The 20,193-nt window shown below is 60.9% G+C and carries 14 protein-coding genes; 9 read left to right on the top strand and 5 right to left on the bottom strand.

Going from position 1 to position 20,193, the window contains the following annotated elements:
• Positions 1 to 55: 55 nt before the first annotated feature.
• The 4 genes from xdhA to guaD all read left to right on the top strand — a co-directional run bounded on the left by xdhA (position 56) and on the right by guaD (position 6,176).
• Entirely contained in the window at positions 56 to 1,510 is a 1,455-nt protein-coding gene (gene xdhA, locus AB4N91_RS06415) for a xanthine dehydrogenase small subunit (RefSeq protein ID WP_460112192.1), read from the top strand.
• Entirely contained in the window at positions 1,503 to 3,902 is a 2,400-nt protein-coding gene (gene xdhB / locus AB4N91_RS06410) for a xanthine dehydrogenase molybdopterin binding subunit (protein ID WP_077748204.1), read from the top strand. The genes xdhA and xdhB overlap by 8 nt, the downstream gene beginning before the upstream one ends.
• Positions 3,903 to 4,017: 115 nt before the next feature.
• The gene (gene xdhC / locus AB4N91_RS06405) at positions 4,018 to 4,863 is read left to right on the top strand and encodes a xanthine dehydrogenase accessory protein XdhC (RefSeq protein WP_010456471.1); all 846 of its coding nucleotides are present in this window, start codon (positions 4,018 to 4,020) and stop codon (positions 4,861 to 4,863) included.
• An 8-nt stretch (positions 4,864 to 4,871) separates the two neighbouring features.
• Positions 4,872 to 6,176, top strand: coding sequence for a guanine deaminase (gene guaD / locus AB4N91_RS06400; RefSeq protein WP_010456473.1), 1,305 nt, complete (start codon positions 4,872 to 4,874; stop codon positions 6,174 to 6,176).
• A 154-nt stretch (positions 6,177 to 6,330) separates the two neighbouring features.
• Here the strand turns inward: guaD and AB4N91_RS06395 are convergent, their stop codons facing one another.
• Positions 6,331 to 7,095, bottom strand: coding sequence for a GntR family transcriptional regulator (locus AB4N91_RS06395; protein WP_010456474.1), 765 nt, complete (start codon positions 7,093 to 7,095; stop codon positions 6,331 to 6,333).
• Positions 7,096 to 7,455: 360 nt separating this feature from the next.
• On the opposite strand from AB4N91_RS06395, the gene AB4N91_RS06390 reads away from it, so the two are divergent.
• A complete protein-coding gene (locus tag AB4N91_RS06390) occupies positions 7,456 to 8,646 on the top strand; it encodes a benzoate/H(+) symporter BenE family transporter (protein ID WP_010456476.1) in 1,191 nt (396 codons plus the stop codon).
• 94 nt (positions 8,647 to 8,740) lie between these two features.
• Here AB4N91_RS06390 and AB4N91_RS06385 read toward each other — a convergent pair whose 3' ends face one another.
• Entirely contained in the window at positions 8,741 to 9,085 is a 345-nt protein-coding gene (locus AB4N91_RS06385) for a YggL family protein (protein WP_007896965.1), read from the bottom strand.
• A gap of 234 nt (positions 9,086 to 9,319) precedes the next feature.
• Here AB4N91_RS06385 and dacB point away from each other — a divergent pair, with 234 nt between their 5' ends.
• Complete coding sequence (gene dacB / locus AB4N91_RS06380) at positions 9,320 to 10,780, top strand: D-alanyl-D-alanine carboxypeptidase/D-alanyl-D-alanine endopeptidase (protein ID WP_010456483.1); 1,461 nt, start codon at positions 9,320 to 9,322, stop codon at positions 10,778 to 10,780.
• 135 nt (positions 10,781 to 10,915) lie between these two features.
• On the opposite strand, the gene AB4N91_RS06375 is transcribed toward dacB, so the two are convergent.
• Together AB4N91_RS06375 and rlmKL are read right to left on the bottom strand one after the other, a co-directional pair.
• Positions 10,916 to 13,318, bottom strand: coding sequence for a sensor domain-containing diguanylate cyclase (locus AB4N91_RS06375; RefSeq protein WP_083376062.1), 2,403 nt, complete (start codon positions 13,316 to 13,318; stop codon positions 10,916 to 10,918).
• A gap of 141 nt (positions 13,319 to 13,459) precedes the next feature.
• Positions 13,460 to 15,736: a bifunctional 23S rRNA (guanine(2069)-N(7))-methyltransferase RlmK/23S rRNA (guanine(2445)-N(2))-methyltransferase RlmL gene (gene rlmKL / locus AB4N91_RS06370; RefSeq protein ID WP_010456487.1), complete on the bottom strand. Its 2,277-nt coding sequence runs from the start codon at positions 15,734 to 15,736 to the stop codon at positions 13,460 to 13,462.
• 529 nt (positions 15,737 to 16,265) lie between these two features.
• Here rlmKL and rmf point away from each other — a divergent pair.
• Positions 16,266 to 16,481, top strand: a complete 216-nt coding sequence (gene rmf / locus AB4N91_RS06365; RefSeq protein WP_003223300.1) for a ribosome modulation factor — start codon at positions 16,266 to 16,268, stop codon at positions 16,479 to 16,481.
• Between the two features lie 314 nt (positions 16,482 to 16,795).
• On the opposite strand, the gene AB4N91_RS06360 is transcribed toward rmf, so the two are convergent.
• Positions 16,796 to 17,815: a quinone-dependent dihydroorotate dehydrogenase gene (locus tag AB4N91_RS06360; protein WP_458368786.1), complete on the bottom strand. Its 1,020-nt coding sequence runs from the start codon at positions 17,813 to 17,815 to the stop codon at positions 16,796 to 16,798.
• Between the two features lie 231 nt (positions 17,816 to 18,046).
• Here AB4N91_RS06360 and AB4N91_RS06355 point away from each other — a divergent pair, with 231 nt between their 5' ends.
• Both AB4N91_RS06355 and AB4N91_RS06350 read left to right on the top strand, forming a co-directional pair.
• Positions 18,047 to 19,258, top strand: a complete 1,212-nt coding sequence (locus AB4N91_RS06355) for a CmpA/NrtA family ABC transporter substrate-binding protein (protein ID WP_010456499.1) — start codon at positions 18,047 to 18,049, stop codon at positions 19,256 to 19,258.
• 15 nt (positions 19,259 to 19,273) lie between these two features.
• Positions 19,274 to 19,849 (top strand): ANTAR domain-containing response regulator, encoded by a 576-nt coding sequence (locus tag AB4N91_RS06350; RefSeq protein ID WP_008146285.1) that lies wholly within the window; start codon positions 19,274 to 19,276, stop codon positions 19,847 to 19,849.
• Positions 19,850 to 20,193: the final 344 nt, after the last annotated feature.

The raw sequence follows: 20,193 nt of genomic DNA, 5'->3' as shown, positions 1-20,193 counted from the left end.
CTGATAAATTCGGTCCAAGTCGGTTAACAACAATAATGAGTCTGCGAGGCCTTCCGTGATCCAGTTTTTACTTAACCAGGAACTCCGTAGCGAGCACGCCCTGGACCCAAACCTGACCGTGCTCAATTATCTGCGCGACCATGTGGGCAAACCCGGCACCAAAGAAGGCTGCGCCAGCGGTGACTGCGGCGCCTGTACCGTGGTGGTCGGCGAGCTGCAAACGGATGACGATGGCCGCGAATACATTCGCTATCGCAGCCTCAACTCGTGCCTGACGTTCGTGTCGTCATTGCACGGTAAACAACTGATCAGCGTCGAAGACCTCAAGCACCAGGGCGAGCTTCACAGCGTGCAGAAAGCCATGGTCGAGTGCCACGGCTCGCAATGCGGCTTCTGCACCCCGGGCTTCGTGATGTCGCTGTTCGCGCTGCAAAAGAACAGCGATCAGCCCGACGCCCACAAGGCCCACGAAGCGCTGGCCGGCAACCTCTGCCGCTGCACCGGCTATCGGCCGATTCTGGCCGCCGCCGAACAATCCTGCTGCGGCAAGCAAGCGGATCAGTTCGATGCGCGCGAAGCCGATACCATCGCCCGCCTGAAAGCCATCGCCCCTACCGATATCGGCGAACTCAACAGTGGCGACAAGCGCTGCCTGGTGCCGCTGACCGTGGCCGATCTGGCCGACCTCTACGATGCTTATCCACAGGCCCGGCTGCTGGCCGGCGGTACGGATCTGGCATTGGAAGTCACCCAATTCCATCGCACGTTGCCGGTGATGATCTACGTCGGCAACGTCGCCGAAATGAAGCGCATCGAGCGCTTCGATGATCGTCTGGAAATCGGCGCCGCCACCGCCCTCTCCGATTGCTACGAAGCCTTGAAAGCCGAATACCCGGACTTCGGCGAATTGCTGCAACGCTTCGCCTCCTTGCAGATCCGCAACCAGGGCACCCTCGGCGGCAACATCGGCAACGCCTCGCCGATTGGAGACTCGCCACCGCTGCTGATTGCCTTGGGGGCGCAGATCGTTTTGTGCAAAGGCGAAACCCGTCGCACCCTGGCGCTGGAAGATTACTTCATCGATTACCGCGTCACCGCGCGCCAGGAAAGCGAGTTCATCGAGAAGATCATCGTGCCGCGTGCCAGCGCGGAACAATTGTTCCGCGCCTACAAAGTGTCGAAACGTCTGGACGATGATATTTCCGCCGTTTGCGCCGCGTTCAACCTGCGCATCGACAACGGCGTGATCGCCGACGCCCGCGTGGCGTTCGGCGGCATGGCCGCGATTCCGAAACGTGCGAATCACTGCGAAACCGTATTGCTCGGCGCGCCGTTCAATCACGCCACCGTCGAACGCGCCTGCGCCGCACTGGCCGAAGATTTCACGCCGCTCTCGGACTTCCGCGCCAGCAAGGAATATCGCCTGCTCAGCGCGCAGAACCTGCTGCGCAAATACTTCATCGAACTGCAAACGCCGCACATCGAGACTCGGGTGACCGCTTATGTCTAACCATCACGCCGTAGAGAAGACCCAGGCCGAACTGGCTGAACTGTTCGCCAAGGACCTGACCACCGGTGTCGGCCGCAGCGTCAAGCACGACAGCGCCGCCAAACATGTGTCCGGGGAAGCGCAGTACATCGACGACCGTCTGGAATTTCCGAACCAGCTGCACGTTTACGCCCGCCTGTCGGACCGCGCCCACGCGAAAATCATTAGCATCGACACCAAGCCCTGCTACGCCTTTGAAGGCGTGCGCATCGCCATCACCCACAAAGATGTGCCAGGCCTGAAAGACATCGGCCCATTGCTGCCGGGCGATCCATTGCTGGCCATCGACGATGTGCAATTCGTCGGTCAACCCGTACTGGCCGTTGCCGCAAAAGACCTGGAAACCGCACGCAAAGCCGCCATGGCGGCGATCATCGAATACGAAGATCTCGAGCCGGTGCTGGACGTGGTCGAAGCCCTGCGCAAACGCCACTTTGTGCTCGACAGCCACACCCATCAGCGCGGCGATTCGGCCGGCGCATTGGCGACTGCCGAACACCGCATTCAAGGCACGCTGCACATCGGCGGCCAGGAACACTTCTACCTCGAAACCCAGATCTCGTCGGTGATGCCGACCGAAGACGGCGGGATGATCGTCTACTGCTCGACCCAGAACCCCACCGAAGTGCAGAAACTGGTGGCTGAAGTGCTGGATGTGTCGATGAACAAAATCGTCGTCGACATGCGCCGCATGGGCGGTGGTTTCGGCGGCAAGGAAACCCAGGCTGCGAGCCCGGCGTGCCTGTGCGCAGTCATCGCCCACCTCACCGGCCAGCCGACCAAGATGCGCCTGCCGCGGGTCGAAGACATGTTGATGACCGGCAAGCGTCACCCGTTCTACGTCGAGTACGACGTCGGCTTCGACAGCACCGGTCGCCTGCACGGCATCGCCCTGGAACTGGCCGGCAACTGCGGTTGCTCGCCGGACCTCTCGGCGTCGATTGTCGACCGCGCGATGTTCCATGCCGACAACTCGTACTACCTGGGCGATGCGACCATCAACGGTCACCGCTGCAAGACCAACACCGCGTCGAACACCGCATACCGTGGCTTCGGTGGCCCGCAAGGCATGGTCGCCATCGAAGAAGTGATGGACGCGATTGCCCGCCATCTGGGCCTCGATCCGCTGGCAGTGCGCAAGGCCAACTACTACGGCAAGACTGAGCGCAACGTCACCCATTACTACCAGACCGTCGAGCACAACATGCTCGAGGAAATGACCGCCGAACTGGAAGAAAGCAGCCAGTACGCCGAACGCCGCGAAGCGATTCGTCGCTACAACGCCAACAGCCCGATCCTGAAAAAAGGCCTGGCGCTGACCCCGGTGAAATTCGGCATTTCCTTCACCGCCAGCTTCCTCAACCAGGCCGGTGCGCTGATCCACGTCTACACCGATGGCAGCATCCACCTGAACCATGGCGGCACGGAAATGGGCCAGGGTTTGAACACCAAGGTGGCGCAAGTCGTAGCCGAAGTGTTCCAGGTGGAAATGGACCGCGTGCAGATCACCGCGACCAACACCGACAAGGTGCCGAACACCTCGCCGACCGCTGCCTCCAGCGGTGCCGACCTCAACGGTAAAGCCGCACAGAACGCCGCGGAAATCATCAAGAAACGCCTGATCGAATTTGCCGCCCGGCAGTACAAGGTCAGCGAAGAAGACGTGGAGTTCCACAACGGTCACGTGCGGGTTCGTGATCACATCCTGACCTTCGAAGCGCTGATCCAGCAGGCGTATTTCGCCCAGGTGTCGCTGTCGAGCACCGGCTTCTACAAGACCCCGAAAATCTTCTACGACCGCAGTCAGGCCCGTGGTCGACCGTTCTATTACTACGCCTTCGGTGCAGCCTGTTGCGAGGTGATCATCGACACCCTGACCGGCGAGTACAAAATGCTGCGCACCGACATCCTCCACGACGTCGGCGACTCGCTGAACCCGGCCATCGACATCGGCCAGGTCGAGGGCGGTTTCATCCAGGGCATGGGCTGGCTGACCATGGAAGAACTGGTGTGGAACAACAAAGGCAAACTGATGACCAACGGCCCGGCCAGCTACAAGATCCCGGCCGTGGCCGACATGCCGCTGGACCTTCGGGTGAAGCTGGTGGAAAACCGCAAGAACCCGGAAGACACGGTGTTCCATTCCAAGGCTGTGGGTGAGCCGCCGTTCATGCTGGGTATCGCATCGTGGTGTGCGATCAAGGACGCCGTGGCGAGTCTGGGCGACTACAAGCATCAACCGAAAATCGACGCACCGGCGACTCCGGAGCGGGTGTTGTGGGGCTGTGAACAGATGCGGCAGCTGAAGGCGGCGAAGGCCGTCGAGGCAGAGCCGGCGTTGGCTTCGCTCTAGACCGAGGCGCGCCCTTCGCGAGCAGGCTCGCTCCCACAGTTGATCGCATTCCCCTGTGGGAGCGGGCTTGCCCGCGAAGAGTCCCGAACAGACAACAGAGATGTCGAGGTGAAACATGTACAACTGGATCGACGCCCTCGCCGACCTGCAATCCCAGGGTGAACCCTGCGTGCTGGTGACCATCATCGAAGAGCTCGGCTCGACGCCGCGCAATGCCGGATCGAAAATGGTCATCAGCGCCACCCAGGCCTACGACACCATCGGTGGCGGGCACCTGGAATACAAGGCCATGCAGATCGGCCGCGAGATGCTGGCCAGCGGCAAGCAGGACACGCACCTGGAGCGCTTCAGCCTCGGCGCCAGCCTCGGCCAGTGCTGCGGCGGCGTGACCGTGTTGCTGTTCGAACCGATGGGCCAGGTCCAGGCGCAAATCGCTGTGTTCGGCGCCGGCCATGTCGGCCGGGCGCTGGTGCCGCTGCTCGCCAGCCTGCCCTGCCGGGTGCGCTGGATCGATTCGCGGGAAGCGGAATTCCCCGAGCAGATCCCCCACGGCGTGCGCAAAATCGTCGCCGAAGAACCGGTGGATGAAATCGACAATCTGCCCGCCGGCAGCTACTGCATCGTCATGACCCACAACCACCAGCTCGATCTCGAACTCACCGCCGCGATCCTCAAGCGCAACGACTTCGCCTACTTCGGCCTGATCGGTTCGAAGACCAAACGGGTGAAGTTCGAACACCGCCTGCGGGACCGTGGTTTCGACAGCGCCGTGCTGCAACGCATGCGCTGCCCGATGGGCATCGGCGAAGTCAAAGGCAAGTTGCCTGTGGAAATCGCCATCTCCATCGCCGGCGAAATCATCGCCACCTATAACGCCAGTTTCGGCCAGCAAACTGCCCGCGCCGGATCATCGATCGCCAAACTGCTGCCTGCATCACGCCGCAGCCAAGCCTCCCACTGAGAAAGCTCATGCCTCTGACTCGCAAAGCCTACCGCGCCGCCATCCTGCACAGCATCGCCGACCCCGCCGAAGTGGGCATCGAAGCCTCGTATGAGTATTTCGAAGACGGCCTGCTGGTGGTCGATAACGGCCAGATAAGCGCCCTTGGTCACGCCAGCGACTTGCTGCCGACCCTGCCCGCCGATATCGAGATCACTCATTACCAGGACGCGCTGATCACCCCGGGTTTCATCGACACTCACATTCATTTACCGCAAACCGGCATGGTCGGCGCTTACGGCGAGCAGCTGCTGGACTGGCTCAACACTTACACCTTCCCGTGTGAAAGCCAGTTCGCTGACAAGACTCACGCTGATGAAGTCGCGGACATTTTCATCAAGGAACTGCTGCGTAACGGCACCACCACGGCGCTGGTGTTCGGCAGCGTCCACCCGCAATCGGTGAACTCGTTTTTTGAAGCCGCCGAGCAGCTGGACCTGCGGATGATCGCCGGCAAGGTGATGATGGACCGCAACGCCCCGGACTACCTGACCGATACCGCCGAATCCAGCTACGTGGAAAGCAAGGCGCTGATTGAGCGCTGGCATGGCAAGGGCCGCCTGCATTACGCGGTGACCCCGCGCTTCGCCCCCACCAGCACCCCGGAACAACTGACCCTCGCCGGCCAGTTGCTCAGCGAGTACCCCGACCTGTACATGCAGACCCACATCAGCGAAAACCTCAAGGAAATCGAGTGGGTCAAGGAACTGTTCCCCGAGCGCAAGGGCTACCTCGACGTTTACGACCACTACCAATTGCTCGGCGAGCGCTCGGTATTCGCCCACGGCGTGCACCTGTGCGATGACGAGTGCGCGCGGCTGGCGCAGACGGGTTCGGCGATTGCTTTCTGCCCGACCTCGAACTTCTTCCTCGGCAGCGGCCTGTTCAATTTGCCGATGGCCGAGAAGCACAAACTCAATGTCGGCCTGGGCACCGACGTGGGCGGCGGCACCAGTTTCTCGCTGCTGCAAACGTTGAACGAAGCCTACAAGGTCATGCAGCTGCAAGGTGCGCGCCTGAGTCCGTTCAAATCGCTGTACCTGGCGACCCTGGGCGGTGCGCGTGCGCTGCGCCTGGAAGACAAGATCGGCACGCTGAATCCGGGCACCGACGCGGACTTCCTGGTGCTGGACTACAACGCCACGCCGCTGCTGAGCTATCGCTTGAAGCAGGCCAATAACATTGCCGAGACGTTGTTTGTATTGATGACGCTGGGGGATGACCGGACTGTGCTGCAGACCTATGCGGCGGGGAATCAGGTGCATCAGCGCTAAGCTATTCCGGGCATAAAAAATCCCCCGCAATCGATGGTTGCGGGGGATTTTTTTGCTTTTGAAGCCGCCTTCGCGGGCAAGCCTCGCTCCTACAGGTTTAACGCGAAGCCCTTGTAGGAGCGAGGCTTGCCCGCGAAGGCCGCACCTCGATCTTTCAGAGCTTGACCGCTGGCCGCCCTGGCTTTTTGGTCTGCAATAAATGCGAGAACACCGCATGCAAATCATCCGACGCGCTTTCCTCGTCGAGGTTGAGTTTGCTGTCGATGTGATCCATGTGATGCATCATCAGGTTCACCGCCAACTCACCGTTGCGCGCTTCGATGGCGTCGATCAGTTGGGTGTGCTCGTCGTAAGAACAGTGGGAGCGGTTTCCGCTTTCGTACTGGGCGATGATCAACGACGTCTGGGACACCAGGCTGCGCTGGAAGCTGATCAGCGGCGCATTCTTCGCCGCTTCCGCCAGCTTCAGGTGAAACTCGCCCGACAGGCGGATGCCGGCACCGCGATCGCCACGGGAGAAGCTGTCGCGCTCATCGTTGACCATTTGCCGCAACTCGGCAATCTGCTCGGCAGTCGCGTGTTGAACCGCCAGTTCAGTGATCGCCCGCTCCACCAGACGCCGCGCCAGGAACACCTGACGGGCCTCTTCAACACTGGGGCTGGCAACCACGGCGCCACGGTTCGGACGCAGCAGCACGACGCCTTCATGAGCCAGGCGCGACAGTGCACGGCGAATGATGGTGCGACTGACCCCGAAAATTTCCCCCAGCGCTTCTTCGCTCAACTTGGTGCCGGGCGCCAGACGCTGTTCGAGGATGGCCTCGAAGATATGCGCGTAGACAATATCGTCCTGGGTACCGCTGCGGCCGGCTTTGCCTGCTCGCGGTTGTTTCTTTAGGGGCTGCAACTGTTCGTTCATGGGCACTCGAGTCGGGAGAACTGCGGCGAATTGACCGTGACTGTAATACGGCACAGTGGGTCGCTGGCAAGTATCGCGTAATAAACAGCGCGATTGTACACAATGGATGGTGGCAACACGACTGTACGGCTGTTTGTCGCTTCTGCTGTATCGCAACGGTTGGTTACTTTTGAGTTTAGGCTTGATCCCGGAATTCGCCGCTTCCACATAATCCCTTGTAGGAGCGAGGCTTGCCCGCGAAGGCGTCCTATCATTCAACTTTGATGTCGACCGGTACGACGCCTTCGCGGGCAAGCCTCGCTCCTGCACGGGGGTCGGCGGCGTTTCGGCATTTTTACCAGAACAAGGAACACCGCTGTCATGAACGACGCCACGCACACGCAGCTTCGCCCCTTGGCCGATACGTCACCGTCGGCGATTGTCGCCGGCTTCATCGCGATGATGACCGGCTACACCAGCTCCCTGGTCCTGATGTTTCAAGCCGGACAAGCGGCGGGCCTGACCAGCGGGCAGATTTCGTCGTGGATCTGGGCGATCTCGATTGGCATGGCGGTGTGCTCGATCGGCCTGTCCCTGCGTTATCGCACGCCGATCACCATCGCCTGGTCGACCCCCGGCGCGGCGTTGCTGATCACCAGCCTGGGCGGCGTGAGTTACGGCGAGGCCATCGGTGCCTACATCACGTGCGCGGTGCTGGTGACGATTTGCGGCCTGACCGGCAGCTTCGAACGGCTGGTGAGAAAGATTCCGGCATCATTGGCCGCCGCCCTGCTGGCGGGGATTCTGTTCAAGATTGGCAGTGAAATCTTCGTCGCCGCGCAGCATCGCACCGGGCTGGTGCTGGGGATGTTCTTCACTTATCTGATAGTCAAGCGCCTGTCGCCTCGCTACGCGGTGCTCGCAGCGTTGCTGATCGGCACGGCGCTGTCCGGGTTCATGGGGCTGCTGGACTTCAGCGGTTTCCATCTGGAAGTGGCGACGCCGGTCTGGACCACGCCGCACTTCTCCCTGGCCGCGACCATCAGCATCGGTATTCCGTTGTTTGTGGTGGCGATGACTTCGCAGAACATGCCCGGCATCGCGGTATTGCGCGCCGACGGCTACACCGTGCCCGCCTCGCCATTGATCACCACCACCGGCATCGCCTCGCTGCTGCTGGCGCCTTTCGGCTCCCACGGGATCAACCTGGCAGCCATCAGCGCGGCGATCTGCACCGGGCCGCATGCCCATGAGGATCGCAACAAGCGCTACACGGCTGCGGTCTGGTGCGGGATTTTCTACGGGATTGCCGGGGTGTTCGGCGCAACGCTGGCAGCGTTGTTCGCGGCGCTGCCTAAAGAGCTGGTGCTGTCGATTGCGGCGCTGGCACTGTTCGGCTCGATCATCAATGGCCTGAGCATTGCCATGACCGAAGTGAAAGAGCGGGAGGCGGCGTTGATTACCTTTATGGTCACGGCGTCGGGGCTGACGCTGTTTTCCATTGGGTCGGCGTTCTGGGGGATTGTCGCGGGGGTGTTGACGCTGGTGATTCTGAATTGGCGCAAGGGCTGAGGGACCCGACATCGACTTCGCAGGCCAAGCCATGCACCTGCAAAAAAGCAGGCATAAAAAAACGGCGACCCTTGGGTCGCCGTTTTTCATGACATCAAGCTACCGGATTGATCGGCTTTTCCGGGTACCAGACGTCGATCAGCGGGCTGACGGTTGCTTCGGTCAGTTCGCTGCGGCCCTTGAGCCAGGCTTCAACAGCAGCGCGCTGCTCTTCGGACACCGAGCCACGCTTCTGCAGGCAAACCAGACCGAAGTCGTCGCCGCCAACATAACCCAGACCGTTGGCTTCCATGGCTTCTTTCAGGAACGCGTCGAGGAAAGCATCAATGGCTTCATCAGCCAAATCTTCTTTGAAATCCAGGTTCAGTTCGAAACCCAGCTCTTGAAATTCATCGACGCACAGTTTTTTGCGCAGACGCTGGGAACGGTTAGTCGCCATTGGAACAATCCTCATAAGTAATAACGGGCGGCACTTTAGCAGTTTAAGCCGCTAATTGCCCGACTCTCTGGGGCGCGTCGCTGACCGTCGGTAAAAAAATTGCGGATTAGAAGGCCACGGCAAGGCACAAGCCGTTGCACCTTGGGGCATAATGCCGACACTTTCATGACCACTGAGGGAATTTATCTTCATGCCCTCGCCTTTTTTCCCCTCGAATGCAGGGTTCAATTTCACATGATCAAATCTTTGCGTCCCTTGTTACTGGCCGGCTTCCTTCTTCCTCTGGCCTTCTCCGTTTCCGCCGCCACCATCAACACCGGTCTGTCACCCAACGTAGAAAAGGCCCTGAAGGCCAGCAAGCTTCCGGACAACGCCCTGTCGCTGGTGATGATCCCGCTGAACGGCCCGGGTACACCGACCATTTACAACGCTGACGTTTCGGTCAACCCGGCCTCGACCATGAAGCTGGTAACCACCTATGCGGCGCTGGAAATGCTCGGCCCGAACCATCAGTGGAAAACCGAGTTCTACACCGACGGCACCCTCAGCGGCGGCATCCTCAACGGCAACCTCTACCTCAAGGGTGGCGGCGATCCGAAACTGAACATGGAAAAGCTCTGGCTGCTGATGCGTGATTTGCGCGCCAACGGCGTGACGCAAATCACCGGCGACCTGGTGTTGGATCGTGGCTTCTTCGTGCAACCGCAACTGCCTGAGTTCAACGACGATGGCAATGACGACAACAAGCCGTTCCTGGTCAAGCCTGATTCGCTGATGGTCAACCTCAAGGCCTTGCGCTTCGTGGCACGCAACGACAATGGCCGGGTCCTGGTGTCGGTGGAACCGCCGATTGCCAGCATCAAAGTTGAAAACCAGGTCAAAGCAGTCAATTCCAAGCAATGTACCGGTGGCGTGCGTTACAACCCGGTGACCCAGGCCGATGGCAGCGTGACTGTGACGGTCGGCGGTCAGTTGGGCGAAGGCTGCAGCTCGCAGACTTATCTGTCGCTGCTTGACCACGCCACCTATACCGCGGGTGCCGTGCGGGCGATCTGGAAAGAACTGGGTGGCAGCATCCAGGGCAGGGATCGTCTGGCGCCAACGCCGAGCAACGCCAAGGTGCTGGCCCGGGCCTACTCGCCGGATCTGGCGGAAATCATTCGCGACATCAACAAATACAGCAACAACACCATGGCTCAGCAGTTGTTCCTGAGCCTGGGCCAGAAATTCCGCACCGACGCCGACGGTGACGACGCTAGGGCTGCCCAGCGTGTGGTGCGTCAGTGGCTGGCGAAGAAAGGCATCACCGCGCCGCACCTGGTGATGGAGAACGGCTCCGGCCTGTCTCGCGCCGAACGCGTGAGCGCTCGTGAAATGGCGGCGATGCTGCAAGCCGCGTGGCGCAGTCCCTACTCCGCCGAGTTCATCAGCTCGATGCCGATTGCTGGCACCGACGGCACCATGCGTAAACGCCTGAAAACCACGGCGATGCGCGGCGAAGCTCACGTCAAGACCGGCACCCTGAACACCGTGCGCGCGATCTCCGGTTACAGCCGTGACGTCAACGGCAACACCTGGGCGGTGGTGGCGATCCTCAACGACAAGGCCCCGTTTGGCGCATCGTCGGTGCTGGATCAGGTGCTGCTGGACCTGTATCGCCAGCCGAAAGTGCCGGAAACGGCTTCGGTGCTCTGACCCCGATCTACACGACACCACAGATCCAATGCAGGAACGAGCCTGCTCGCGATGACCTCGGCACATCCAGCAATGATGTGACTGACAGACCGCCATCGCGAGCAGGCTCACGCCCACAGGGGTCAGCATGAAGGCTTAGTTCATCTCTGCTTCAACGCGATCCCGTCCCGCCTGCTTCGCCGCATAAACCCCAGAATCCGCCCGCAGCAACAGCGCATCCGCGCCCTCCCCGACTCGCCAACTGGCGATCCCGAAACTCGCGGTCACGACCCCGACGCCTTCGATCGGTGAACTGCGCAAGGCTTGCCACAGTTGCAAGGCCAGCACGTGAGCCTGTTCGCCGCCGATGTCCGGGCACAGCACCATGAATTCCTCGCCACCCAGGCGGCAGAACACGTCGGTACGTCGCAGACGATGGCCGATGCGCTCGCACACGGCCTGCAACACCCGATCACCCACGGCGTGGCCATGCTGGTCATTGATGCGCTTGAAGTGGTCGATGTCGAGCATGATCACCGACAACTCGCCACCCCCGCGCTCGACCCGAGCCATTTCGGTGGTCAGGCGCTCTTGAAAGTAACGGCGGTTGTGAATTCCGGTCAGGGAGTCGGTGATCGACAGCGCCCGCAGTTCTTCTTCCACCCGTTTCAGGTCGGAAATGTCCGAGATATAGCCATGCCAGAGCACGCCGCCGCCCGGCAGTTCCTCCGGGGTCGCCTCGCCGCGAACCCAGCGCAGACCGCGCTGCGGCAGTTGTACCCGGTACTCCTCGCGCCACGGGCTGAGCGTATTCGCCGATGCGCGTATCGAGTCGCGAACGCGGGTTGTGTCCTGGGGATGAATCCGCGTGAAAATCGCTTCGGCATTGAGCAGCAAAACGTCCGGCTCGAGTTCATAGATCTCGCGAATCCCGTCGCTGGCGTAGATCACACTGAATCGGCCGTCGAATTCCATCTTGAATTGATAAATGCCACCGGGCACATGGGCGCTGAGCTTTTTCAGCAACAGGTCTCGGGCGGCCAGGGCCTCGTGGACACGCTTGCGTTCGGTGATGTCGATGCAGATCGCCAGATGCCCGACCCACAGGCCTTGCTCGTCGAGCACCGGGGTCGCGAGCATGTTCACGGTCAAATGGCTGCCGTCCTGACGGACCAGCGTCCACTCCCGCGCTTCATGACCGCCCTCTTCTCCACCTTCGACCAACATCGCCTGGCAGGTCGGAATCGGCTTGCCATAGCGCGCACTCAATTCCGCCGAGCGTGCGACCAGCTCTCGGGGAAAGTGAAGGTTTTCCAGGGTCATGCGCCCCACCACTTCAGCGCTGGAGTACCCCAGCATTTGCTCGGCCCCGGCGTTGAAGGTGTTGATGACACCTCGCAGGTCGGTGGCGATGATCGCCACTTGCGTCGCAGCATCCAGCACGCCGCGCAACTGGCCGTGAGTGCCGCGCAATTCCTGCTCGCGGGCGTGCAGCTCCTGGGTGCGCTGCTCGACCATTTTCAGTGCGCGCTGGCGTTGGCTGACCAGCACGTAGAGCAACGCACTGAGCAGCACACTGAGCAAGCCACCGAGCACCACCAGGCTGGTCACCGAGGAATGGTTGGCTTTCAGAAAGGCTTCGCTGGGCAGGATATCGACTTGATAATCGTGGTCGGCCATACGCAACAGGCGTGTCGCGGACAATTCACTGGGCGCAGGCGGGTTAGAGGACTCGTAAAGCACTTCGTGCTGATCGTCGGTGGACAGATCGAGGATGCGTACCGAGAGATAGTCATAACTGGCCTCCGGCAACCCGTCCGCCAGCAACTGGCGCATGCTGATCACGGCCATGACATATCCGTAGGGTTTCATGTCCGCCGTCGCCGCATCGCGCTGACGCTTCACCGGCGCCACCAGCAGCACGCCACGCGCATACGCCGGCTCGATGCCGACCAGATGCATCGGCTGCGAGACGGCCATGCTGCCCAGTTTGTCCGCCCGATCAAGGGTGGCGCGGCGTAACGGCTGGGCAAACAAGTCGTACCCCAGCGGCGAGCCGAGTCGGCTTCGGGTCTGGCTGTAGCGCACCGCCACGTATTCATCCCGCTCGGCAGCCAATTGCAGCTGGCCCTCGGCATTGAGCTCACGCAGAGTGAAGTCGCTCAAACCGTCTTCTTCACGCACCTTGCGCTCGAACGCCGCCCGCTCGGCACGGGTGACCCGCGCCGCGAATGAATACGCCTGCGTGCGGTGCAGCAGCGGTTGGGTGTAACCGTCGAACTCCGCGCGGGAGACTGACTCGGAATTGGCGAAGAACCGGCGCAGGCCGTCGAGGCGCTGCTCCTGATCTTCGAAACGTTCTTCGATGCGGCTGTAACGTTCGCTGGCGAGCAGTTGGAAACGTTGCCGTAATTGATGGTGATACAGATTCAGCGTCGACCAGGCCAGCAATCCAGTGAGAACCCCACCGACGAGCAATACCAGCAGCGCGACCAGCCAGGCCGAGACATCTTCACTGATAAAACCCAGGATCTTGGGGCGCACGGCGTGCAACGACATAAACGCAACTCAAAACGCCAGGTGCGGGAAAGCCCATTGGCCATGCGTTGAGTTATAGCTATTAGCCATCAATTTGACCAGCACAGAAAGAAGCCAAGAGCCTTTAAAATCAAGGCTCTGTGGATCCAATCCCTGCAAGTGTCAACGAGCCGTGATTTTCCAGGCTCGGTGGATCTTGCCATTACGGGCGAAATCCGGATCGATGGTCTGGGCGGTGATTTCTTCAACGGCATAACGCGCGCTGAGGTTTTCCTCGAGCGTGAACTTGCGGAAGTTGTTGGAGAAGTACAACACGCCACCGGGCGCCAGGCGCGCCATGGCCAGGTCGATCAACTGCACCTGATCGCGCTGCACGTCGAAGATCCCTTCCATGCGCTTGGAGTTGGAGAACGTCGGCGGGTCGATGAAGATCAGGTCGTACTCGTCTCGGCAGGCATCGAGCCACGCCATCACGTCACCCTGCTCCAGACGGTTCTTGTCGGAGAAACCGTTCAGTGACAAGTTGCGACGCGCCCAGTCCAGGTAGGTTTTCGACAGGTCGACGCTGGTAGTGCTGCGCGCGCCGCCCTTGGCCGCGTGAACGCTGGCGGTCGCGGTGTAGCAATACAGGTTGAGGAAGCGCTTGCCGGCCGCCTCTTTCTGGATGCGCATACGCATTGGGCGGTGGTCGAGGAACAGTCCGGTGTCGAGGTAGTCGGTGAGGTTGACCAGCAGCTTCACGCCGCCTTCGTTAACCTCGACAAACTTGCCCTGGGCCGCTTGGCGTTCGTATTGCTTGGTGCCGCTCTGACGCTCGCGGCGCTTGACCACCACGCGGCTCTTGTCGATGTTCAGGGCCTGCGGAATCGCCGCCAGGGCATCGAACATGCGCGCCGAGGCTTTTTCCGGGTCGATGGACTTCGGCGCGGCGTATTCCTGGACGTGGACCCAATCGTGATACAGGTCGATGGCCATGGAATATTCCGGCATGTCGGCATCGTAGACGCGGTAGCAATCAATGCCCTCGCGCTTGACCCACTTGCCCAACGCCTTGAGGTTCTTTTGCAGGCGGTTGGCGAACATCTGCCCGCCTTCGCTCAAGCGCGGTTGCTCGATCACTACCGGGGCCGGTTTGATCGGGTTGCCGTTCTTGTTGTACTTCTCGTATTTGCCCGGCGCTACGTCGTTGTCGGCGACTTCGACTTCGGCTTGAACTTGTTCACGCTCGACCTGACGCTGTTCCGGGGTGCGACGCTCGCCGGTGACGAACTGGTCCGGCGTGACTTTGATCAGCAGCAATTTGCACGGCAAGGCGCCGTTCCAGAACGAATACTGTTTGTGGCTGCGGATGCCCATGCGCTTGCCCAGGTCCGGCGCGCCGGTGAACACCGCCGCTTCCCAGTTCAGGCAGGCCTGACGCAGACGCTCGCCAAGGTTCTGGTAGAGGTAGAGCAGGCTCGCCTCGTCGCCCAGACGCTCGCCGTATGGCGGGTTGCAGATCACCAGACCTTTCTGGTTCTGGTCCGGACGTGGCTCGAACGTGCCGACTTCGCCCTGGTAGATCTTGATCCACTCGCTAAGGCCCGCACGTTCGACGTTGTTGCGGCCCGGTTGAATCAGGCGCGGATCGGCTTCGTAACCGCGAATCCACAGCGGTGGCTTGGCCAGGCCGGCGGCGGCGCGTTCGGTGGCTTCTTCGTGGAGCTTTTTCCACAGCGCCGGCACGTGGCCGAGCCAGGCGGTGAAGCCCCACTGTTCGCGACGCAGGTTCGGCGCCATGTCGGCGGCGATCATCGCCGCTTCGACGAGGAACGTACCAACACCGCACATCGGGTCAGCCAGTGCGCCGCCTTCGGCCGCAATGCGTGGCCAGCCGGAACGGATCAGGATCGCGGCCGCGAGGTTTTCCTTCAGCGGCGCCGCGCCCTGCTGCAAACGATAACCGCGCTGGTGCAGGCTGTGACCTGAGAGGTCGAGGGAGAGAATCGCTTCGCCACGGTCCAGGCGCAGGTGAATGCGCAGGTCCGGGTTGAGCTTGTCGATGGACGGACGATCGCCCTGCGGAGTGCGCAGTTTGTCGACGATGGCGTCTTTGACTTTCAGGGCGCCGAAGTGCGTATTGTCGATGCCCGAGCCGTGGCCGCTGAACTCGACGGCCAGGGTGCCGTCATTGAGCATGTGGTCTTGCCACTCGATGTCGAGTACGCCGTGGTACAGGTCTTCGGCGTCCTTCATCGGGAAACGCTTGAGCACCAGCAGCACCCGGTTCGCCAGACGCGACCACAGGCACAGGCGATAAGCGGTTTCCATGGTGGCCATGCCGCGCACGGCAGAGGTGTGCTCACGTGCTTCTTCAAGGCCAAGCCCGACGGCTTCCTCGATCAGCAGGCCTTCAAGGCCTTTGGGACAAGTGAGGAAGATTTCGAATTGATCGGACATTGGAATCTCAGAGCCTTTAGCTAAGTGAACCGGCAACGCATTGCCGGCCCGGTTTTCAATCAGGCGCTTTTCTAAAAGAGCGCCCGCGTGGCACGAAGGTGTGCCGTCCCACCTGTGCTGCTCAGGTTAGAAGAGCTTAGATGCACAGGCAGATAAAAAAGTTGATGCAACAAAATGTCATAAGTCGACCCTTCGTCGAATAATCGTCCTGCTTAACAGGAGCCATTCTCACAAAGGATTAACTCCATCATTCTGTGGGGGGCCGATCATACAGGGCTTTGACCAAGAAACACGGGACAAACATCGAGTTACTTATGGCCTTAGCATCTTTATGGTTACGTTCTTATGACAAAACGATCATTCCCTCGATGTGACGCATTGGTTAGAACTCAACACAGGTTGACGCCGCAACGACGTCAACACCTTGGCTCGCGACGCCGGCAGCGAGCCCCAACGGCAGGAGTTTTTCTGCCAGACCTCAATTGAGGTCGACGCGATAAATACAGTCAACAAGTGAGGGCAACACCCTATGAGAAGACTTAAGCGTGATCCGTTGGAAAGAGCATTTTTGCGCGGATATCAATATGGCGTTGGTGGCAAATCCCGTGAGCTTTGCCCATTTACTCTACCGTCGGTACGCCAAGCCTGGATTAACGGCTGGCGAGAAGGACGCGGCGACAACTGGGACGGTATGACCGGCACTGCGGGAATCCACAGACTCAACGAACTTCACGCCGTCGGCTAACACAGGGCACAACACTCCGACACGACAATCTGATTACGTAACGACTTACCACGCACGCCCCATCCGGGCGGCGGGCTCCGGCCCAGGGGCTCCTTCGAGGAGCCCTTTTTTATGCCCGCCAATTACCTGGAATCTGAACACTGCTTTTGTGGCGAGGGTGCTTGCTCCCGCAGGGCTGCGAAGCGGCCCCAGAACCAGTCACAACTCGGAGTGTCAGGTAAAACGCGGTTGCGGGGTTTACGACTGCTTCGCAGCCGAGCGGGAGCAAGCTCCCTCGCCACAGAAAACCTCAGCGCCAGGACCTGCTCAGCCCTTCAGCGCAGCGCCGCGATGGCGTCGACGGACTCGCGAATCAGCGCCGGGCCTTTGTAGATGAAGCCGGAATAGAGCTGCACCAGGCTAGCACCCGCAGTGATTTTCTCAGCCGCATGCTTGCCTTCGGTGATGCCGCCCACGGCGATGATTGGCAAGCGACCCGCCAGTTCCGCCGCCAGCACCTTCACGGTATGGGTGCTCTTGTCGCGAACCGGTGCGCCGGACAGACCGCCCGCCTCATCACCATGCTCCATGCCTTCAACGCCCACACGGCTCAGGGTGGTGTTGGTGGCAATCACTGCGTCCATCCCGGTTTCGATCAGCGCTTGCGCGACCTGAGCGGTTTCTTCATCGGTCATGTCCGGCGCGATCTTGATCGCCAGCGGTACATGTTTACCGTGGCGCAGGGCCAGTTCCGCGCGACGGGTCGCCAGATCAGCCAGCAATTGCTTGAGCGAATCGCCGAATTGCAGGCTGCGCAGGCCCGGGGTGTTCGGCGAGCTGACGTTGACCGTCACGTAACTGGCGTGGGCGTAGACCTTGTCCAGGCAGATCAGATAATCGTCGACCGCACGCTCAACCGGTGTATCGAAGTTCTTGCCGATGTTGATGCCCAGCACGCCCTTGTACTTGGCCGCCGCCACGCGTGCCAGCAGGTGATCGACGCCGAGGTTGTTGAACCCCATGCGGTTGATGATCGCCTCGGCGTCCGGCAGACGGAAAATCCGTGGCTTGGGGTTACCCGGCTGCGGACGCGGGGTGATGGTGCCGATTTCGACAAAGCCGAAACCCAGCTGGGCAAACCCGTCGATGGCCGCACCGTTCTTGTCCAGACCGGCCGCCAAACCGACCGGGTTCGGAAACTCCAGGCCCATGACGCTCACCGGCATTTTCGCCGGCGCCTTGCACAGCAGACTGTTGAGGCCCAAACGCCCGCCCGCGCCGATCAGGTCCAGGGACAGATCGTGGGAGGTTTCCGGGGAAAGTTTGAACAACAGCTGACGGGCCAGGGTGTACATGGGCGGTTTTGACTCGAATGGCGGCGAAATGAGGCGGCGATTATAGCCGGGCATCGGTGCCGCAAGCGAGGCGCGCAACAAAATCAGCGGACGATGGCATATGCCTTGCACCCTCACTGACATCAGCACTCATGCCAACGGCGGGATGAGTCGAAAGACAAAGGCGTCGTCACTTGGCCTTGCCCTGGCAAGCAGCCCGGTACGACGCTTTTTTTTGGAAGGTGTTTAACCATGAATGAAACCACAGCGGGCCCACTGGCCTGGGTCAATGGCAGCGATGCCCCGGAAAAGACTGAGATCAACCTCGGCTTCATGGCCCTGAGTGACTGTGCCTCAGTGGTGGTCGCGGCCACGCAGGGTTTCGCGCAGCCTTACGGCCTGACCCTGAACCTCAAGCGCCAGTCGTCCTGGGCCAACCTGCGGGACAAACTGGTCAGCGGCGAACTCGACGCCGCCCACAGCCTGTACGGCCTGATCTACGCCGTGCACCTGGGCATCGGCGGCGTGGCGCCGACCGACATGGCGGTGCTCATGGGCCTGAACCAGAACGGCCAGAGCATCAACCTTTCTCATGGCTTGCAGGCCTTGGGGGTGACCAGTCCTGAAGCACTGGACCGGCACGTGCACCAAAGTCGCCCAAAACTGACCTTTGCCCAGACATTTCCGACAGGCACCCACGCCATGTGGCTGTATTACTGGCTCGCGAGTCAGGGCATTCATCCGTTGCAGGACGTCGACAGCGTGGTGGTGCCACCGCCACAGATGGTCGCGCACCTGCAAGCCGGACGCATCGACGGCTTCTGCGTCGGCGAACCGTGGTCCGCCAGCGCGGTGAAGCAGAATCTGGGGTTCACCATGGCAACGACCCAGACCATCTGGCCCGATCACCCGGAAAAAGTCCTCGGCTGCACTCGCGCCTTTGTCGAGCAGTACCCCAACACCGCCCGGGCGTTGGTGATGGCGATCCTCGAAGCCAGCCGTTTCATCGAAGACGGCAGCGAAAACCGCCGCAGCACCGCGAAGCTGTTGAGCGCGCCCGAATACCTTGATGCACCGCTCGATTGCATCGAACCGCGCTTGCTTGGCGACTACGCCGATGGCCTCGGCAATCGCTGGCAGGACCCGCACGCGCTGCGTTTCCATGCGGGCGGTGAGGTCAACGTGCCGTACTTGTCCGATGGCATGTGGTTCATGACCCAGTTCCGCCGCTGGGGCTTGTTGCGCGACGACCCGGATTACCTCGGCGTGGCCCGTGAGGTCCAGCAACTAGACTTGTACCGTGAGGCCGCCAGCGCAGTCGGTGTTGCCGCCGAGGGTGAGGACATGCGCAGCAGCCAATTGATCGACGGCAAAGTCTGGGATGGCTCCGACCCGACCGGCTATGCCCGCAGTTTCAAGCTGCACGCCATGAGCGAAAGCTCGCACCGAATCGCCAGCCGCTGACAGGAGACTGCGAATATGTTGCGTATCCTGCTGATCAACGACACCGCGAAGAAAGTCGGTCGCCTGAAAGCAGCCCTGACCGAAGCCGGGTTCGAGGTGATCGACGAATCCGGCCTGACCATCGACCTGCCCGCGCGCGTCGAAACGGTGCGTCCGGATGTGATTTTGATCGATACCGAGTCACCCAGCCGCGATGTGATGGAGCAAGTGGTGCTCGTGAGCCGCGACCAACCGCGACCGATTGTGATGTTTACCGATGAACATGACCCCGATGTGATGCGTCAGGCAATCAAGTCCGGGGTCAGTGCCTACATCGTCGAAGGCATTCATGCACAACGCTTGCAGCCGATTCTCGACGTGGCCATGGCGCGCTTTGAAAGCGACCAGGCCCTGCGCGCCCAGCTCAACGCCCGCGACCAGCAACTGGCCGAGCGCAAGCGCATCGAGCTGGCCAAGGGGCTGTTGATGAAGATGAAGGACTGCAACGAGGAAGAGGCTTACACCCTCATGCGCCGCCAGGCCATGAGTCGGCAGCAGAAACTGATTCAGGTGGCGGAGCAGATTATTGCCATGAGTGAATTGCTCGGCTGAAGCCTTGCGAAGTCTGTGAAGACGCCTTCGCGGGCAAGCCTCGCTCCTACAGGTGCCCACGACATCTGAACTCACCACAAAACCTGTAGGAGCGAGGCTTGCCCGTGAATGGCCGCAACGCGTCATCAAGGTGTTGGCACAGATCTCGCTAAGTAATCCATACAGGTAACCAACGGCGGTTGCCCCACCTACGACAAAGACGTCGCTCACCTCATTTGCCCACGGCGAATCGGGTGGCGGCGTTTTTTCGTTTTGGCCCCAGAGATCGGGGCCGGTGGTGCGGCCGAGGCGGCGCCCCACCTGCAAGCTTCTGACTCCTTCTCGAGACTCCCTACAGCTGAGGT

The organism is Pseudomonas sp. H3_D04, assembly GCF_054669175.1.
Note: the sequence above shows the minus strand (reverse complement) of the source record. Positions and strands in the feature narration are given on the sequence as shown.

Coding starts and splice junctions, on each gene's coding strand:
- xdhB (WP_077748204.1), top strand. CDS start 1,503: ATGTCTAACCATCACGCCGTAGAGAAGACCCAGGCCGAACTGGCTGAA.
- xdhC (WP_010456471.1), top strand. CDS start 4,018: ATGTACAACTGGATCGACGCCCTCGCCGACCTGCAATCCCAGGGTGAA.
- guaD (WP_010456473.1), top strand. CDS start 4,872: ATGCCTCTGACTCGCAAAGCCTACCGCGCCGCCATCCTGCACAGCATC.
- AB4N91_RS06395 (WP_010456474.1), bottom strand. CDS start 7,095: ATGAACGAACAGTTGCAGCCCCTAAAGAAACAACCGCGAGCAGGCAAA.
- AB4N91_RS06390 (WP_010456476.1), top strand. CDS start 7,456: ATGAACGACGCCACGCACACGCAGCTTCGCCCCTTGGCCGATACGTCA.
- AB4N91_RS06385 (WP_007896965.1), bottom strand. CDS start 9,085: ATGGCGACTAACCGTTCCCAGCGTCTGCGCAAAAAACTGTGCGTCGAT.
- dacB (WP_010456483.1), top strand. CDS start 9,320: ATGATCAAATCTTTGCGTCCCTTGTTACTGGCCGGCTTCCTTCTTCCT.
- AB4N91_RS06375 (WP_083376062.1), bottom strand. CDS start 13,318: ATGTCGTTGCACGCCGTGCGCCCCAAGATCCTGGGTTTTATCAGTGAA.
- rlmKL (WP_010456487.1), bottom strand. CDS start 15,736: ATGTCCGATCAATTCGAAATCTTCCTCACTTGTCCCAAAGGCCTTGAA.
- rmf (WP_003223300.1), top strand. CDS start 16,266: ATGAGAAGACTTAAGCGTGATCCGTTGGAAAGAGCATTTTTGCGCGGA.
- AB4N91_RS06360 (WP_458368786.1), bottom strand. CDS start 17,815: ATGTACACCCTGGCCCGTCAGCTGTTGTTCAAACTTTCCCCGGAAACC.
- AB4N91_RS06355 (WP_010456499.1), top strand. CDS start 18,047: ATGAATGAAACCACAGCGGGCCCACTGGCCTGGGTCAATGGCAGCGAT.
- AB4N91_RS06350 (WP_008146285.1), top strand. CDS start 19,274: ATGTTGCGTATCCTGCTGATCAACGACACCGCGAAGAAAGTCGGTCGC.